Here is a 16850-nt window from a genome sequence, read left to right as displayed (position 1 = left end):
GGCGGTGTCCCGCGTTCGAGCACGCGAGACACCGCCGGTACCGAGCTCAGCGAGGATAGGAGAGGTAGCGGTCTCCCCAATGACCGCTGAAGTTCACCGGCTTACCGGACATGTCCCAGCCGAGGAGGTTGTCCTCTCCGGTACTCACCAGCAGATCCCGGACGACCTTCGTCATCGGCCCGGGATGAGCCTCGTGCCAGGCGTCCCGGTTGTTGTAGGCGACCCCCCATTCGTCCGGGTCGGGCGACTCGCGGATCCACCAGAAGGTGCCCCCCGCGCCGTTGATCCCCCACGGATAGAGCCCGCCCGGTTCCGGGAACAGCCGGTACGGGACGCCCTCCAGATAGCCGAGATCCTCGTCGCCGAAGATCTCCAGCAGCTCGGCGTTCTCCCGCTTGACGTTCGCGCACTCCTCGAGGCCCTCGCTCGGGTTCGAGAAGGCGATGACGTCGCGGAATCCTCCGGAGGGAAACCGGGTGAGCAGCTCCTTGTAGTCGCCGGGAAGCGGTGTCCCCAGTTCGCGTTCGACGGTGGCCCAGTCCAGCTCCGGCCGGAAGTCCCCGGCTCGCCAGTCGACGAGCTCGCAGATCTCGTCGACGTACGAGCGTTTCGGCACGTCTGTCATCTGTTCTCCTGGTGCTCAGGCCGCTCGGAACGACGGACAGGTTTCCTTCACGAGGTTACCGGTGGGGACGTTCTCGATCTTCGCGAAACACTTCGCACCGTTCGACGCGATCGCCTCGATGAAGATCCACCTCGGCATCGCGGCCGTGGCGGTCGGATACTGCACATGGACCTCGTAGATGACCGACACGTCCTGGTTGGGATACCGGTCCAGCATGTTCCCGACCGCGTTCTCGACCCGCTTGACGTCGGAGAGGTTGACCGTCGACCACTGGGTGACGATGTTCTCCACCGACATGGAACCGTGCAGCCTGGCCGCGACCAGGTGTCCCTTGTGGACCGGCGTCCCGTTCAGTTTGGGCGGGGAGATGTCGGGGTGTCCCACCGGAGCGTCCGGATCCCCGTGTCGCGTCGACGTCTTGTTCACGCACACGATGCCGCCGGTCGCCCGCTTGGCCGGTTTGCCGAGCCAGGTGAAGTCCTGCATGGGGTAGTTGAAGGAGATGTTCGCCGGGATCACGCTCTTGAAACAGCCTTCGACTTCCCGCTGCCGGGCGATGGTGCCGAGCTTCTGTCCCGGTTGCGGACTGACCGTGGGCTGTTTCTTGTGCTCCTCCTCCAGTTTCTTGTGCAGCGCCTCCCTGTCGACGACCTCGCACGCCGGCGGAGCGGCGGCCGAAGCCGCGACGCCCGGCTTCTTGCATCCCTTGAGCTGCCTGATCAGGTCACGCAGGTTGTCGGCGATGCGGCGGCCGGCCATCTTGACGTCCTTGAAGGTGCGGATGCCCTTCACGATGCGCACGGTGGCACTGACCGCGTCCGGGATCTTCCGCAGCACCGAAGCGATCTTGAGGATCGGCAACGCGTTGATGACGGTCATGACGCAGGAGATGAAGTCGCCTTCCATGAAGCACCGTTTCGCGTCGGTGTAGCCGATCAGGTCGAGGATGACCTGGCCGCCCTCCTCGACGATCAGGCCCATCAGGTCCTTGTTCGCGTCCGCGCGGGCACGGTTGTACTCGTCGACACCGGCTTGGCCTTTTTCCGCGCGCAGCAGCTCTTCTTCCTCCGGTGTCAGCGCGGGGACCTCGCTGTCGTCGGTGATGGCCTGTTCGGCCTCCGCGCGTTCCCGCGCCTCTTCTTCCTGCCGGAGTTGCTCCTGCATCTCGGCCAGCTGGTCCTGGATCGCCTTGGCGTCCGCTTCGGCGTTCGCCGCTCTGTCCTCGACGTTCTTCGCGTACTTCTCGGCGTTGGTCGCCGCCGAGTCGGCGTCCCTGGCGTGCTCCGCGGCCCGGTTCGCGGACTCGCGAGCCGCGTCCGCGTCCCGCTGGGCCTGTGCCGCCGCCTGCTGGGCCGCGGTCGCGTGCTGCTGGGCCCGGTCGGCCGCGGCGACGGCTTCGTTCGCCGCGCGCGTGGCGTCGTCAGCGGCCTTTCGCGCCGCCGCCGCGTCCGCCGCGGCCTTGTCCGCCGCCCGGCCCGCCAAAGCGGCGTCGGCGGCGGCCTGGTCGGCCGCCGCACGGGCGGCCTTGGCGTCGGCCTGCGCGTCGGCGTCGACGGCGTCGGCCTCGGCCGACGCCTTCCTGGCGGCGGCGGCGGACACGGCCGCCGCCGCCGCGGACTGCTGGGCCGTCGCGGCGGAGCGTGCCGCGTCGGCCGCCGAACCGGCGGCCGCGGCCGCGGCTTCGAACGCCGGCTTGACCTCGAGCCCGGCGTTCCTGGCCGCCTCGGCCGCGCGGTTCGCCTGAGCGGTCGCGTCGGTGGCGGCGGCCTGCGCGGCCCGCACCTGGGTGTCACCGACGTCCTTCGCCCGGTTGGCCACCATCAGCACGAAGTCGGCGTCGATGTCGTCTCCGGTGAACGGGCTGACCAGGGTGATCGCCTGGTCGGCGGGCGCGGCGATCCCGGAACCCGACAGTCCTGCGGCGACGGCCGCGCGGGTGGCGATCCCGGCCTGGGTCGCGGCGGTCGCGGCCTCCGCCGCGGCCGCGTTGGCCTCTTCCTGGGTCCGGTGCGCGGAGCCGAGGGCTCGCTCCGATTCCACCGCCGCCTGCTGAGCCAGGTTCGCCGCGTTACGGGCGTTCTCGGCGGCACGCGATTCCGCCGCCGTCGCCTCTTCCGCCGACGCTCGCGCCTTCAGCGCCTCCGCGTGCACCGCGGCCGCTTCCCGCTCGGCGCGCGCCGCCGCCTCGTCGGCCCGTGCCGCCGCGGCCCGCGCCTCGTCCGCGGCCGCCCGCGACTTCTCCGCCGCGACCTCGGCTTCCCGCGCCGCCGCACGTGCCTGGGACGCCGCTGCCTGCGCTCGATCCGCGTGAGCGCGTGACCTGCCCGCGGCGGCCTGTGAGTCCGTCGCCGCCGCACGCGCCGTTGTCGCGGCCTGCCCGGCCTGAGTGGCGAGGCCGTCGGCCGCCTGTGCGGCGTCCCTGGCCGTGTTCGCCTCGGTCCGTGCCTGAGTCGCCGCGGCACGCACCTTCTGCTTGTCCTCTTGAAGGACCTCCGACGAGCTTTCGGCCCGGGCGGCCAGCTGTTCGAGCGCCTGGGCCTTCTTCGCCGTCGTTTCGGCCGACTGCCGTACTCGCGCCGCCTCTTCCCGTGCCTGGTGGGCCTTGCCCTCCTCGAGGCCGGCGTGCTGATCGATGTCGGCGGCGACCTGCTCCAGACGCCGCGCCTCCTTGGCGGCGTCGGCGGCGACCTGTTCCTGTCCCTGGGCGGCGACGCGCTTCTCGGAAGCGATCCGCTGCTGTGCTTCCGCCTCCTGCCGCTTCTGCTGAGCGATGCCCGCCTCGCGTTTGGCCTTGTCGCGCTCGCTAGCCGCTTCCTGCTGCTTCGCCTCGGCCTCCTGCCTCTTGCGCGCGGCCTGGTCACGCCACTGCTCGGCTTCCTGCCGCTTGGCGTCGGCCACGTCACGTTCGCGTTCGGCGTCCGTGCGCGCCTGCTTGACCTTCGCGGCATGTGCTTTGGCGTTCTGCAGCGCGGTTTCCGCGTCGATCTTCGCCTGCTGTGCCTGCGCCGCCGCCTGAGCGGCCGCCGCGGCCTGCTCACGAGCCGCCTGAGCCAGGCGGTCCGCCGCGGCGGCGTGGGACTGGGCGTTTTCCCGCCAGCGCCGGGCGTTCTCTGCCCGGGCCTCGGCCTTCTCCGCTGCGTCGGTCGCCGCGGCGTCGGCGGAGATCGCGTCGATCGCGTGGGCCGCGGTTTCGGCCGCCTGTTTCGCGGCGTTCGCCGCCGCGGCCATTCCCTGGACGACTTTCGCCCACTGGGTGCCGTGCGGCATCTGGTTCTGCACCAGGATGTCCACCTGAGCACTCGCCAGCGCGGCCGCGGACTGGGCCTGCTGCGCGTCGGTCCGCGCGTCACGGACGAAGCGCGCGCCCTCGTCCTTCGCCCGCTGATACAGCTCGGGATGATAGGTGTGCCCGGCCTGGTCGGCGGCCAGCGTTCGCGCCGCTTCCCGTGACGCGTTCGCCGCCAGCGTCATGTCGTTGGCGGTCCGCTCCAGCGACCGGACCGCGTCGGCGTGCGCGGCGAGCAGCTGCTGACGCGCCCGCATGACCCGCGCGATCCGTTGGGCCAGTTCCGAGTTCGCCTCGGCTTCCTTGCGCTGCTTCTCCAGTTCGGCCAGCTGCCGTTCCCTGGCCTCCGCGTCGCGTTTGGCCGCGGCGAGATACCCGGTCTTGAGGTATTCCTCGATCGCGGCGTCACCTTGGGCCAGCGCCGCCTTGGCGGCGGCGGAGACCTCCGGCGTCCCCCGGTCCGCGGCGACCTGCACATGCGCTCGCCGCCGGTCCCGGAGTTCCTTCTCGTACGCTCCGGTCCGGCGGTCCTGCTCCGCGGCGATGTCCCGCCCGAAGGCCAGGAAGTTCACGCGATCGTAGGCGTTGCCCCGCAGCGCGCGGTCGACGGCGGCGTTGAAGGCCGGGCCGCCGGTACCCGCCAGCGACTCGATCACCTTGCGGTTGCGGTTGTCCGCCTCTTCCTTGCGTTGCTTCGCCCGCGCTTTGGCTTCCTGATGCCCCCGTTCGAAGAACACCGTGATGGCCGCGTCGTCACCGGTTTCGGCCTTCCGCCGGGCCTCCCGGGCAGCCACCCGGACTTCCTCGTCCTCGTCCAGTGCCGCGATGTCGGCGAGCAGATCCAGGCGCAGCTGCCGCAGCAGCGCTTCCTCTTCCGGATCGCTCGACGCCGCCGCCGGAGCGGCCGGCGGGGTCGAAGCCGGTGGCTGAGCCGGTACCTGTCCAGTGGCCGCGACCGCCGGTACCGCGGGCGCGGCCGAGGCGATCTCCGACCCCGCACCCGAGATGACCAAGGCCGTGGACACGGTCAGCACGACCGCGCCCCGGCACCATCTCGAAACAGGCGATCCTGGTCTGACGCGTCGCGTCTTCCTTTTCATGGCACACCACTCCCCAGTAGTCGAAACCCAGTAGTCGAAAAGATCGTGAAATCAACGAAACCGCATACCGGAAATGTTTTCCGGGCATCTCGACAAGCGGAACGAGGATCAGCGCGCGCTTCCTCGTCCCGCTTGTCGGAAAGAACTTGATTCACGGTTGACAATGCATGCCGAAACGTCTTTTCGTGAACGAAAGTCGAGTTTCGGAGATCAGTGAAGAGTTGCTCGTTTTCAGCCTGCGGGAGACATTTGATCCCGGTGTTCTTTCGCATGCCTTTCGACACTCGCCCAGTACTGGGTCTGGCCATCCGCGAAGGTACCGTCGGCGGTCCAGTTGCCCCGGTTCTTGTCCGCCTTCGCGGCGATCATCGCCCACACCGGGTCGACGCTCGCGTTGGCCCGCTCGATCACCGTCCGCCAGTACCTGGCCTGCTCGGCGCAGGCCAGTGCTTCGCGCTCCCAGACCGCACGGGCCTCGTCGGCCTTTTCCCTGGTGGTGGCCCATGCCCGGGCGGCGACGGCGCGAGCCTGCTCCGCCGCGGCGCCTTCGGCGGCGAGCGCCTCTCGCTCGGCTTCCTCGGCATCGGCGATGAGCTGGGGGATCAGGGCGTAGAAGCGGACCCCGGCCTCCTGGGTGCGGATACGGAAGATCTCGATGTCCGTCGCGGACGCCGCCATCCACTCGGAGGCGAAGAAGGATCGAAGGTGACTGTCCGTGCCCCCGGCGCGCAACGCGTACTGCGCGGCCAGCCGTACCTGCTCGCCCGGATCGAACTCCGCCAGCAAGCGCACGAAGGCGCGATCCTCGTCGAGAATTTGCTGTTTGTGCTGCTCATCGGCCTCGCGGGCGGCATCGTCGAGCGCCTTCGCCGCGGCGAAACCGGTTCGGAAGAACTGCTCCTGCTGCGCCGAGGTGCCCTTGTACGCGGCCGTGGCCTCGGCGTGCACGTTCGGCGAATACCGCGCGCTGTAGTTGTTCATGACCCGGCGCGCGAACTCCTTGTTGCGCGCGTGGTAGTCCTCGGCGCGCTTCCGGGCCGCCGGGAAGCCGGTCCGGACGAACTCCCGCAGCGCCGGCTCACCCTGGTCCGAACGCAGTGCCTGCCACGCGGCCACCCTGACCAGGTCTTCCGAGTGGTACAGGGCGTTCTGCCGCACGATTGGATAGTAAATCGAATTCTCGATACCCGGCACACTAGAGCCGATGGCCGTTTCTGTTACTCCATTCGCCGTAGCGACATTGGCGCCGATCCCGATGATCGACGCCATGAGGGCGCCGATCATTGCACGAAGTCTCATCCCCAGAACCCCAGACCCCAGAATTGCGTGCCTATGCACGCCGAAGACGACTATGGCACAAGGACACAACGCCCGTAAAGGACGTGATCCACGTCACAGTCGCGGTCCTTTTTCGTCGTGACCTGATCTCCTGTTCGCACGCGCGTTGGAGACCGAATTCCGGCCTCGCGCGCTTTATTCAGGGAGAGGATGTCTTGAACGGATACTGGGGTCCCTCCGGCGTGCCATCGGCACGGCGAAGAGGGGTTTTCAAAAGATTGATCGTCGCCACCGCGATCGTCGCGACGGCGGCCTCTGTCGCGATGCCCGGCACGGCCGTCGCCGCGCCGCAATCGGGGCCGTCGGCCGCGGCGCAGTCCACGGATATCGACAAGGGCAACGCCGCCGCCGTGTTGAACATCGTCGCCGGGCCCGAACTGCTGATCCTCAGCGACCGGGGTTTCGTCGCCGCGATGTACTACGCGGCCGACGACATCGACAAGCAGCACCCCCTCGAACCGGAGCACCAGAAGCTCAAGGAGACGGCCATCGCCGCGCTCGCCGCCGACGGTGAGGCGACGTCCACCCAGTGGATCAAAGTCGGGATCCACGACGCGCACCGGGAGGACCAGAAGCTCGTCACCGAGCGTCGGCAGCAGCAGGCACAGGAACGCGCCGCCAAGGCACTGGCGGCCTCGACCTTGAGCATCCCGGCCGACAACACCGTCCTGGCGAAGTCGATCTTCGACTTCATCGTCCACTTGGACCTCAACGCCGACGGCTACAAGGACATGGCGGTCAAAGAGGCCGCACGGGCCGCCCTGCGGGGTACCGCGGACGACCAGTGGCGCTTCTTGACCGTCGGGCTCTTCGTGGAGCACAGGAAAGACGCGGATCGGGTGATCCAGGACGACGCCACCAAGGACGAAGCGGCCAAGGCCGCCGAGCGGGCGAAGGCGGCCAAGGCGAACGCCGTGTCGCACACGCTGGGATCCGTGCCCCAGACGCGCCTGGAGTACCTGATCAACCTGAAGGACCGGGACTTCGTCGTCGAAATCTGGAAGTCCGTGCCCCGTGACACCGAGGTGCACGGCGCCGCCGAAGACGCCGTCGGCAGCCTCGATCCCGCCGACTGGACCTTCTTCATCAACCAGGGCGCCGAGGAGGCGCACCTGCGCGACATCGTGAACGAGCTGAACAAGCGCGATCAGGAGTACATCCGCCAGATCACCGAGCTGCGCACCCGCGCGGCGAGCCAGCTGATCCGGCCCGCGCTGGTGGCGGCCGCCGACGCGGCCCTCGCCGCCAAGCGCAGCGACCGCGAGAAGTTCCTCCGGTCCGGCCAGTACGAGAACCTGGTCCAGACCCTGCGCGTCGACGCGCTCAGCGGCATCGACGTCTACCTCACCCACCGCAACGGCGACGTCGTCCTCGAGCAGTGGCAGCCGGGCAACCGGCCGGAAGTGCAGTGGAGGATCGAGCCGGGCCTGAGCAATCCCGAGTGCTTCTCGTTCCAGTCGGTCAGCAGGCCCAACCACTACCTGCGCTGGCGGTCGGGAGCGTCCTCGGCGGTCAACGCGGCTGTCATTCCGCCGCAGTCCAAGCGCGTGACGGCCCACGTCGACCCGACCGACGGCTCGGACGTGTTCAAGGGCGACGCCACCTGGTGCGTGCGCGGTGACGCGTCCGGCGTCTCCATCCGTCCGTCGCGCAATTCCGGCAGGTACCTGTTCGTCACCGGCGCGATCGACGACGACTACTACGCCGTCGCGACGAAGTGGCACGCCGAAGCACCTCAGGCAGCGCATCCGATCGACCGGCGTTACGCCGCGGAGAAGCCGCTGCGCGACAAACTCGGCAAGCCCGTCGGCGACTTCGTCCCCGAAGGGACCGCCAACGGCGTCAGCCTGGGCCACCGGGTGTACGACAACGGCAGGCTCTACCTCACGGCGGGCAACGACGGCACCAACCAGCGCATCGCGGTGCAGGCGGTCTACAAGGGGCCGGTTCTCGACAAGCTCCTCGCGCTGGGTGGTCCGGCCGGGGTCGGCGGCGCGATGACCGACCAGGTGCCCACCAAGGACGGCAACGGTCAGGTGCTCCGCATCGTCAAACCCACGATGGGCGGTCAGAACCTCCACATCGTCTGGAGCGCGTCGACGGGGGCCCACATGGTCTTCGGCCTGATCGGCGAGATCTGGGCGGCGTCGGGCGGCGAAACGGGTCCATACGGCTACCCGCTCGCCGACGAGGCCACGGTCAGTGGCACGAACGTCCGCCACAGCCGGTTCGCCACCGGCACCATCTACTACGTGCCCGGTAGCGCGATCCGGCAGGTCAAGGGCGAAATCCACCGGAAGTTCGCCGCCATGGGCTTCGAGGCGGGAATGGGTTATCCCGCCGCGGACGCCGGCACCTTCGGGCCGGACGGCAGCCCCATGCAGCGCTTCACCGCGGGTTCGATCTACCTCACGCGCAACGGCACCGTCGCGATCAACGGGGACATCCACCGGAAGTTCGCCGAGTACGGCTACGAAACCGGTTCCCTCGGGTACCCGACGGGCGACATCCGGTCCACTTCGGACGGTGCGGGCCGGGTCGCCGACTTCTCCACCGGTTCCGGCTCGATCTACTGGCATCCGAGCACCGGTGCCCGGATGATCTACGGCAACATCAGCCTGAAGTACAAGGCGATGGGCGCGGAGCGGTCGTACCTCGGCTATCCGAAGGCGGACGAGGCCGGGCTGCCGCTGGGCAAGCGCAGTGTGTTCCAGAACGGCCGGATCGACTGGAGCAACGAGAACGGCGGAACCATCGCCTACCGCGTCGCCGCCGTTCCCCACAACACCGTCGAACTCAGGGGCGCCAAGTCGGGGCGCTGCATCCAGACGGCGGGGCTCATCGGGGAAGGTGCGTTGAACGACCTCGCCGGCATGGAACTGTGGGACTGTGTCGCCGGCGTCAAGCAGCTGTGGGACGTGACCCATCTCGGCAACAACGTCTACGGGCTGAAGAACCGCCACTCGGGCAAGTGCCTGGACCTTCGCTACGGCGAGCTGCGCAACGGAAACCCGATCGTCCAGTACCAGTGCCACTACGGCACGACACAGCAGTGGGAGTTCACCACCACCGCGGATGGTTCGGTCGCCTTGCGCAGCGTGCATTCGGCGAAGATCGTCGAAGCCGCCGATGCTCAGGACCCCAACGCCACCGGGGTGGTCCAGCAGGTGGACAGCGGGCAGTCCCATCAGCGGTGGACCGTCTATCCCCGCTGATCGGAACCCGCACTTCGTGAGCATCGAGGTGTGAACGACGGCCGCGACCCGGTTCCGGGTCGCGGCCGTCGTGCGTAGTCCATTGTGGACTCCGTGCCTTCCGGTCGCCTCGAGGCGAGGCGAGTCCGGGCAAAGACCATTCTCGCCCTGGTTTCGACCATTCCGGCGCGGCCGAACGGTGGTTGTGCCGTTCACCGGTGTGGCCAGACTGGAAGGAACGGGAGACGGGCACCGTCGTGGTCGTGCCCGCACCGGTAGGTGTCGTTCGGTAGGAGGACGGATGGGACTCGACCGAAAGGTGGCCGCCGTCGTGGCGGCCGTGGTGCTCGTGACGCCGCCGGCAGGCGCAGCGTCCCTGGCCGGCGCACTGCGCGAAGCGAAACCGGCCGCACCGATCTGCTCGCCGGGCACCACGGTGAAGACCGACGATGGCCCGGTGTGCGGTGTCTCGGGCACCGAGGTCACGTCGTGGCAAGGGATCCGTTATGCCGCGCCGCCGACGGGGGAACTGCGCTGGAAACCGCCTCGGCGGCCCGCCCCGTGGACCGAGCCCTTCACCGCGACCGCTGAGAGCAACCAGTGCGCGCAACCGTCCGGGGCGGGCCAGGGTTCGGAGGACGAGGACTGCCTCAAGCTGACCGTTCGAGCGCCCGCCAAGCGTGGGCCCGGTCCGCTCGCGGTCATGGTGCAGCTTCACGGCGGCGGATTCCTGCTGTGGAAACCGCAGGACGCGAGCCGGCTGGTGACGGCGGGCAACGTCATCAGCGTGGAGGTCAACTACCGCCTCGGGATCTTCGGCTTCCTGGCCCACGAGTCGTTCGGCGCGCACGCGGGCAACTACGGGCTGCAGGATCAGCAGGCCGCGTTGCGCTGGGTGCAGCGCAACATCTCACGGTTCGGCGGAGACCCGCGCAATGTCACGATCTACGGTGCTTCCGCCGGTGGATCGAGCGTCTGCGCCCACACGGTCTCACCGGCCTCGGCGGGGTTGTTCCAGCGTGGGATCAGCGAAAGCGGCGAATACAACTCGCTGCTCGGCGTGGACACGGTGTGGCAGCCGCAGGACTGCAAGGCGAAGCTGCCCACCGAGAAACAGGCCCAGCGCACCGGGGCGCGGTTCGCCGCCGCCGTCGGCTGTGGCGACGGCGCCGAGGCCGCCGTCTGCCTGCGCAAGACCCCTGCCTCGGCGTTGCTCAAGCAGGCGGATCACGGGAGGAACCCCGACAACGGCACGATCGCACCGATCGTGGACGGAAAGACCTTGCCGATGTCGCCGGGGGAGGCCTTCGCCACCGGGCGCGTCAACGACGTCGCACTGATGCACGGCGTGGCCCGCGACGAAACCCAGCTGCCTTCCGCGTCGACCTCGGACGACTACGAGAAACTGGTGCGCCAGCAATACGGCAGGCACGCGCCCGCGGTTCGCGGTAAGTATCCGCCGGCCCGGTTCCCCGCGCCCGCGCCGTTCCTCGCCTTCCGGACCATCGTGGCCGACTCCAACTCCGTGTGCCCCTCAGCCCTCAACAACGCACGGCTGGCCCGGCACATCCCGGTCTACGCCTACCAGATGGACGCCACGGACGTCCCGCCGCAGTTCTTCGTCGATCCCACCAAACCGAACGGCGCCTATCACATCGCCGAATGGCTCCTGCTGTTCCCGGGCGGCGTCGAGCTCGGCCCGAATCAGCAGGCGCTGTCCGATCAGCTGGTCGCGCAGTGGACCGGATTCGCCCGCACCGGTGACCCGACCGTGGACGGAACCCCCCGTTGGGATCGCTACACCGAAGCCGACCCCGTCGTCATGTCGCTCAACTCGGCGGGGGACAGCGGGCTCACCACCGAGATCCCGCGCCGGCATCATTGCGCGTTCTGGACCGAACTGACCCCGTTCGCCGATCACCGATAGCCGGCCCCGAAGAGGTTTCTCGCAACGGCTGTGCGCCCTTGAGGTCCCCTTTCCGAGTCGATCGGGGAAGGGACCTCAAGGGCGCGACCAGGGGTGGTTCAGGACTTCTTGCGAGGGGCACGCTTACGTTTGGCAGGAGCTTCTTCGGCGACCGGTTCGGCAGGGGCCGACTCGGCGCTGTCGAACGCTTCGTAGATTTCGTTGGGGATGCGGCCGCGTTCGGCGATCGCGTAGCCGTTCGCCGAGGCCCAGGCGCGGACCTGCTGGTTGCGCTCGCGGTCGGTGGGCTTCGCCGTGCCACCGGCCACGGTGGACTGTCCGGTTGCGACCTTCACCTTGCGTCCACCGACTCGCCTGCTGGCGTCGATGAAGCGCTCGAGGTGGTCACGGAGGGCGCCGGCGTTGTCGTCGGAGAGGTCGATCTCGTACGTGACGCCGTCGAGCGCGAAGGGCACGGTCTGGGTGGCTTCACCACCGTCGATGTCGTCGACGATCTGGACGGATACCTTTTGTGCCATCGATAATGCCTTCCGTTGGGTCCTCCCACGCCACCTCGGATTGGCGCGGTGTCAATAATTCTAGGCGCAGGAGTCGTCGCGCGATCGGTGGGACGTCCGGACGGCACCTCCCCCGGTGGCACGACCGCGCGTTACTGGCCGGTCTTCTCTTCCAGCGTACGGCGTCGGGCGGTCACCTCGTCGGGGTCGTCCCCGAGGACCAGCAGTTGCAAGGTGCTTTGCCTGCGGGGAGCGTCCGTGTGGCCGGTGTCATGACCGGCCACGATGAGCAGGCCGCCGTCGGCCGATGCCGGGCGTAGCTCGGCGAGCAGGTCGGTGAGTGCGCCGGCGACGGTCAGCTTCACGGACTCGGCTGGGCGGTCGAGGGCATCGGGGCGGACGGACTGCATCGCCAGGAGAGGGATCGACCCACTGGTGATCCGGAAATTCAGATCGAGCACGACCTGCCGGCCGTCCTGGGTCTGGGCGCAGTCGAGGCTGCACAGGCCGCGGTAGCCGACATCGGCCGCGCGCTGGGTGATCGCCAGGCATTCGGCGAGCAATTCGGCAGGAGGCGTGGTGACCACACCGAATCTGCCACCGGAATAGACCCCGGTCGCGTCGACGCGTTGTTCGGTCACGGCCAGCAGACGGGCCCGCGCGTCCGGTCCCACGTAGAACTGCAGGCCCCAGTTGCGAACGATCCGCAGGTACTCCTCGACGACGAACTCGTCGAGCACGTCGGTGAACGCCGGCAGCGTGATCTGCTCGCCGGCCCGGTGCAGATGGACATCAAGACTGCCGCCGTGGGCGTCGTCGGTCGCGGCCTTGAGCACCCACGACTTCTCCGCCGGTGCCGCTTCCGCGAGTTGCCCGCGGGTCACGACGCTGCGGTGCGCCTGGAATCGGGGATCGACCAACGTGGTGATGCTGGCCTTGTTGTTCAAGTAGCCGACGAGGTGCGCGCTTTTGAGCGCGCGTTCGTCCGGGCACAGCGTGGTCGGCTGCGGGTACTCCATCGACATCAGCAGGCCGTCGGCCATCGCTTCGGTCACCCGGGCGGCGAATTCCCGTTCGCTGCGGAACTCGCGCAGATCTGTGCCGACGGGCAGACCGCTGTCACGCAGGTGTGCCAGCAAGTCCGGATCCGTGCCATCGGCGCTGCAGATCACCGGCGTGTCGGCCGCGACCGCGATCGGTCGCGCGGAGACCACGTCGCGGTTGTGGCGGTGCCTGTTCACCGGTTCGGTGGCGGCCAGTTCCGGGCGCGCGCAGACGGCGATGCCGGGACCGTATACGTCGGTGAGAGAGCGAGGAGCGCTGACGGCATGCGGCGACACGACTGGAACAGTGATGGAGTGTCTCCTGTGGAGTGTGGGGCGGACCGGTCAGAACCGGCGGTGGCTGGCGAGGAGAACCGAGGAGGGACGACAGCGCCGGGCGATCGGCTGCCGTGAGCAGCGGCAGGGAGCTTTGCCACGATGGGCGCCGTCACCGGTGTCATGCCTGCTGCTTGGTCACCATCTTACGTCCTTCGTCCCCCGACGACGGCACCTGTCATCGCTTCCGGGCAGGCCAGGGCAGCGTGGAAGGTGAGGGGGCGCTGTTTCATCACCCCGAGAAGCTGCCTGACAAGAGCAGGGCGTCAACGCTTCCACTGCCGCGATGGGCGCCGACGGCGCGAGCCCGCCGAGCAGTCCGGCCTCGTGCCGGTGGGGAACACGCGCGGATCCCGGACTCGCCGGGTCGATGCGCGACCGAGACCACGCGGGGCATCGGCCGGTTCGCCACCGCGGCCGCGCGGGTCGCGCGGATGGTCCGGGGACACAGTCAGATGAGGGCGACGTCGGCGCTTTCACCGGTCAGGCCGGGCCATGCGGGTTCGACTCGTGAGGTGTCACACAGATCCGGGCTTTCGGCCTGTTCGGCCTTGAAGATCGGTCAGCTGTTCGTCGCTCGGTGATCGAGGTACTCGATGCTGCATCCGGCGAGTCGCTGCGCGGCGTCCGTCACGTGGGCCGAGCAGAGCGAGCCGGTCACGCCGTCGCTGTCGGTGATCATCGCCGTGGCCGGTTCCGCGCAGGGGGTGTGCAGCCGGTCGTAATCCCAGGTGTTGCCGCATCCGGTGGCGGTGCACCAGGCCCGGTCTCCGAGCGAGTGCAAGGTGACGCCGTGAACGGGGCAGATACCCCAGGGGACGTCGCACAGGTGGGGATCGCGGGCCACCCGGACCCGGGTCAGATATTCGGTGGTCCGGGCGATCTCACCGGTGTAGTCGGCCAGATCGTCGGTGGCTTTGATCATCGGCTGGGCGAGGCGTTGCAGGTGGCCGTCGTCCGCGGCCTCCAGGCGGGCGGCCAATTCCGCGGTCCGCTCGGCGAGAGCGTCGGCGTCGGCGGCCAAGGCCCGTAGTTCGGCTGGGACGGGTTCCGGCGTCGTCGGCTCAGGCATCGTTGTCCTCGTTGGTGCGGTGGAGTGGAAAGTGTTGCGGGGTAAGAAACTTGGCCCCGGTCCGGGCGAAACGCGGACCGGGGCCGTCGGTTCGAACGACGAGCGGCTCAGAACCAGTGGGCGCGGCCGCCCACCTTGCGTCCCGTGCCACCGAGGATCGCGAGAACCACGCCCACGACGGCGAGAACGGCGCCGATGGTGGTCAGCACGGGGATGTCGACGATCAGGCCGATCACGAGAATGATGACTCCGAGCACGATCATGGTGACTCACTTTCCTGGTGCGGCCGGAGGTTTTCCGCCGCCGCGATGGGGACTGGGTCCGTAGTGCCCACCCCTGGGTCACGTCAAACACCTTCACCGCGGCTCTCCTTCGAACGGGAAAGTGCGGATGCTCCTTCGGAACCGCTGTGCGCGCCCCAGGGGTTCGGGTCGGCCGTTCGTGGGTAAGTGCCCTGAGTCGTCGTGAGGTGCCGCCGGAGGAAAAACAGTGTTGTTTCGCAGGAAAGCAGTCGTACCCGTTGGTGACGTCGAGCGGGCGATGTCCGTTCTGGTCGCTCGAGGTGTCAGCCGTGAGCGGGCTGGTACCGAACTGAGGAAGATGGCGCGCCGTCGGCACATCTCGCTGTCCCGTTGCGCGGCCTTGGTGGCGTCGACCGGCCGCGTACCGCGTTCGACGTGACCTCGTCCCCAAGATGAGAAAACTGCCGGGGCCGGGCTCGGACCGAGTTTGAGTGAGCCGCACCGGTGGTAGTGAGAACATCATCCATATGTCTTCGTGCGGAGGGTGCTCGTGCAGATCGAAGTCAACACCGACCACAACGTCCATGGCGGCGAGGGATTGGCCACCTACGTGAAAACGGACTTGGAGGACAGCCTGTCCCGATTCAGTGGCTGGTTGACCCGCGTGGAGGTGCACCTCAGCGACAACGGGGGCACCAAACCGGAAGACAAGAAATGCGTGATCGAGGCACGTCCCGGGAACAAACAGCCCGTCGCGGTGACGCATCACGCGGAGACGGTGGACGCCGCGTATGCCGGCGCGGCGCACAAGGTGAAAAGCGTGCTGGATTCACTGCATTCCCGCACCCACGACCACAAGGGCGCGGAGAGCATCCGCCACATGCCTGCGCCAGGAACTCCTGATCAGGTCGGCGTGCTCGAGGACGAGGCACAAGGCACGACCTCCGGTTGACGCTGCTGGTCGCCCTCCGCGTTCCGTTCAGCATGGGCGCACGGTCTCGTCACGGCGGTCGTCGGCGGTGGGGCTGGTAGGGCGCTGCCGGGTGAAGCGGAGATCCGCCCACGCGGTCAGGACGGCGAGTGTCGTGAGACTCGCCGCGCACGCGAGCTGACCGCGTCCGCCGAGGCCGGCCGCGGTGCCCGCCAGCGCGGCGCCCAGCGCGGCCATGGCGACTTTCAGGCCGGCGCTGGTGACGAACACCTGGGCGTGGGCGCCGGGCGGAGCGTAGCGGGCGCGGGCCGCGAGGGTGGCGGCGAACGAGGTCGCGTTCACCAGGCCGAGGAAGCCGAAGCCCACGATCGCGGTGGTGTGGTCGGTCGTGAGGGCGCACAACGCGGTCACCGCGGCCATGGTCGCGAAAAGCCGGAGCGCCAAGATCTCCGGCTCACCGCGCAGTGGCCACACCGTCACCAGCACCGAGCCCAGGAGACCACCCGCCCCATACGCGACGGTCAACGCGGCACCCGCCGCGACCGTGCCGCGCAGGTCCTCGCCCAGGGTCACGGCTATGACCGGCAGCGCTCCCAGCTCCACCGCCGACAGCAGGGTCAGCACCGTCACCCGACGCAAGGGTGGCCGCTGCGCCAGCGCGGCGAGCCCGTCCTTCAGCCGCACGACCGTCCCGGTGGCCCGGCCGTGATCGAGAGGCAGGGTCATGATCACAGCGGCCGAGAACAGTGTCGTCGTCGCCAGTCCGAGCACGGCGGGGAGAGGACCGATGCTCGCGGACAGCCCGGCGACCGCCGCGGGTCCCGCCGTGCCGCCGATGCCGTAGGACAGCGCATCCCAGCTGTGTTTGCGCTTGCTCGCGCTCACCTCGTCCAGCACGCTGCTCAGCCCACCGGTCAGCAGCGGCCCGCACGCCCCCGCCAGCCCCACCGCCACCAGGGACACGACCGCGGGCAGGTGGCCCAGCCCCAATGCGGCACCGGCCAGTCCCAGGCCATAGACGACGTACGACGCGGCCAGCAGGCGGCGCCGGTGCACCGTACGGTCCAGCCTCACCGCCAGCCACGGACCCAGCAGGTGCGGCGCGTTGAGCGCCGCGACGAGCAGGCCGCCCATGGCCGCGGACTGGTGCCGGTCCATCGCGAGCACCACCAGGCCGACCGTGGCGCCGCTGTCGGCTCCACGGACCAGGACTGCCGCCGTGAGATATCTGAACAATCCGCTCATCCGCATCCCGTCAC

11 protein-coding genes are annotated in these 16850 nt (G+C 68.9%); 3 read left to right on the top strand and 8 right to left on the bottom strand.

The features are described 5' to 3' along the window. Positions 1–46: 46 nt before the first annotated feature. The 3 genes from P3102_RS25270 to P3102_RS25260 form a co-directional block, all read right to left on the bottom strand. Positions 47–625 carry an SMI1/KNR4 family protein gene (locus P3102_RS25270; protein ID WP_276362306.1) on the bottom strand — a complete coding sequence of 193 codons (579 nt, stop codon included), beginning with the start codon at positions 623–625 and terminating at the stop codon, positions 47–49. Between the two features lie 15 nt (positions 626–640). Beyond that, the gene (locus tag P3102_RS25265; protein WP_276362304.1) at positions 641–4945 is read right to left on the bottom strand and encodes a DNA/RNA non-specific endonuclease; all 4305 of its coding nucleotides are present in this window, start codon (positions 4943–4945) and stop codon (positions 641–643) included. Positions 4946–5242: 297 nt separating this feature from the next. Further along, complete coding sequence (locus P3102_RS25260) at positions 5243–6169, bottom strand: hypothetical protein (RefSeq protein WP_276362302.1); 927 nt, start codon at positions 6167–6169, stop codon at positions 5243–5245. A 398-nt stretch (positions 6170–6567) separates the two neighbouring features. On the opposite strand from P3102_RS25260, the gene P3102_RS25255 reads away from it, so the two are divergent. Beyond that, complete coding sequence (locus P3102_RS25255; protein ID WP_276362301.1) at positions 6568–9564, top strand: RICIN domain-containing protein; 2997 nt, start codon at positions 6568–6570, stop codon at positions 9562–9564. 280 nt (positions 9565–9844) lie between these two features. Beyond that, on the top strand, positions 9845–11470 hold the full coding sequence (locus P3102_RS25250; protein ID WP_276362299.1) for a carboxylesterase family protein: 1626 nt from the start codon (positions 9845–9847) through the stop codon (positions 11468–11470). A gap of 98 nt (positions 11471–11568) precedes the next feature. Here P3102_RS25250 and P3102_RS25245 read toward each other — a convergent pair whose 3' ends face one another. The 4 genes from P3102_RS25245 to P3102_RS25230 all read right to left on the bottom strand — a co-directional run bounded on the left by P3102_RS25245 (position 11569) and on the right by P3102_RS25230 (position 14681). Further along, on the bottom strand, positions 11569–11988 hold the full coding sequence (locus P3102_RS25245) for an Lsr2 family protein (RefSeq protein WP_276362298.1): 420 nt from the start codon (positions 11986–11988) through the stop codon (positions 11569–11571). A 131-nt stretch (positions 11989–12119) separates the two neighbouring features. Next, the gene (locus tag P3102_RS25240) at positions 12120–13307 is read right to left on the bottom strand and encodes a hypothetical protein (protein WP_276362296.1); all 1188 of its coding nucleotides are present in this window, start codon (positions 13305–13307) and stop codon (positions 12120–12122) included. 601 nt (positions 13308–13908) lie between these two features. Beyond that, positions 13909–14418 (bottom strand): hypothetical protein, encoded by a 510-nt coding sequence (locus tag P3102_RS25235; protein WP_276362295.1) that lies wholly within the window; start codon positions 14416–14418, stop codon positions 13909–13911. A gap of 107 nt (positions 14419–14525) precedes the next feature. Beyond that, positions 14526–14681 carry a hypothetical protein gene (locus tag P3102_RS25230; protein ID WP_103746191.1) on the bottom strand — a complete coding sequence of 52 codons (156 nt, stop codon included), beginning with the start codon at positions 14679–14681 and terminating at the stop codon, positions 14526–14528. 529 nt (positions 14682–15210) lie between these two features. Between P3102_RS25230 and P3102_RS25225 the strand changes: the two genes are divergently transcribed. Further along, entirely contained in the window at positions 15211–15612 is a 402-nt protein-coding gene (locus P3102_RS25225) for an HPF/RaiA family ribosome-associated protein (protein ID WP_276362292.1), read from the top strand. Positions 15613–15639: 27 nt separating this feature from the next. On the opposite strand, the gene P3102_RS25220 is transcribed toward P3102_RS25225, so the two are convergent. After that, the gene (locus P3102_RS25220) at positions 15640–16836 is read right to left on the bottom strand and encodes an MFS transporter (protein WP_276362290.1); all 1197 of its coding nucleotides are present in this window, start codon (positions 16834–16836) and stop codon (positions 15640–15642) included. Between the last annotated feature and the right edge of the window lie 14 nt (positions 16837–16850).

Source organism: Amycolatopsis sp. QT-25, assembly GCF_029369745.1.
Taxonomy (GTDB): domain Bacteria; phylum Actinomycetota; class Actinomycetes; order Mycobacteriales; family Pseudonocardiaceae; genus Amycolatopsis.
The sequence above is the reverse complement of the archived record's forward strand: the minus strand, read 5'-3'. Positions and strand labels throughout refer to the sequence as shown.

Coding starts and splice junctions, on each gene's coding strand:
- P3102_RS25270 (WP_276362306.1), bottom strand. CDS start 625: ATGACAGACGTGCCGAAACGCTCGTACGTCGACGAGATCTGCGAGCTC.
- P3102_RS25250 (WP_276362299.1), top strand. CDS start 9,845: ATGGGACTCGACCGAAAGGTGGCCGCCGTCGTGGCGGCCGTGGTGCTC.
- P3102_RS25245 (WP_276362298.1), bottom strand. CDS start 11,988: ATGGCACAAAAGGTATCCGTCCAGATCGTCGACGACATCGACGGTGGT.
- P3102_RS25235 (WP_276362295.1), bottom strand. CDS start 14,418: ATGCCTGAGCCGACGACGCCGGAACCCGTCCCAGCCGAACTACGGGCC.
- P3102_RS25230 (WP_103746191.1), bottom strand. CDS start 14,681: ATGATCGTGCTCGGAGTCATCATTCTCGTGATCGGCCTGATCGTCGAC.
- P3102_RS25220 (WP_276362290.1), bottom strand. CDS start 16,836: ATGAGCGGATTGTTCAGATATCTCACGGCGGCAGTCCTGGTCCGTGGA.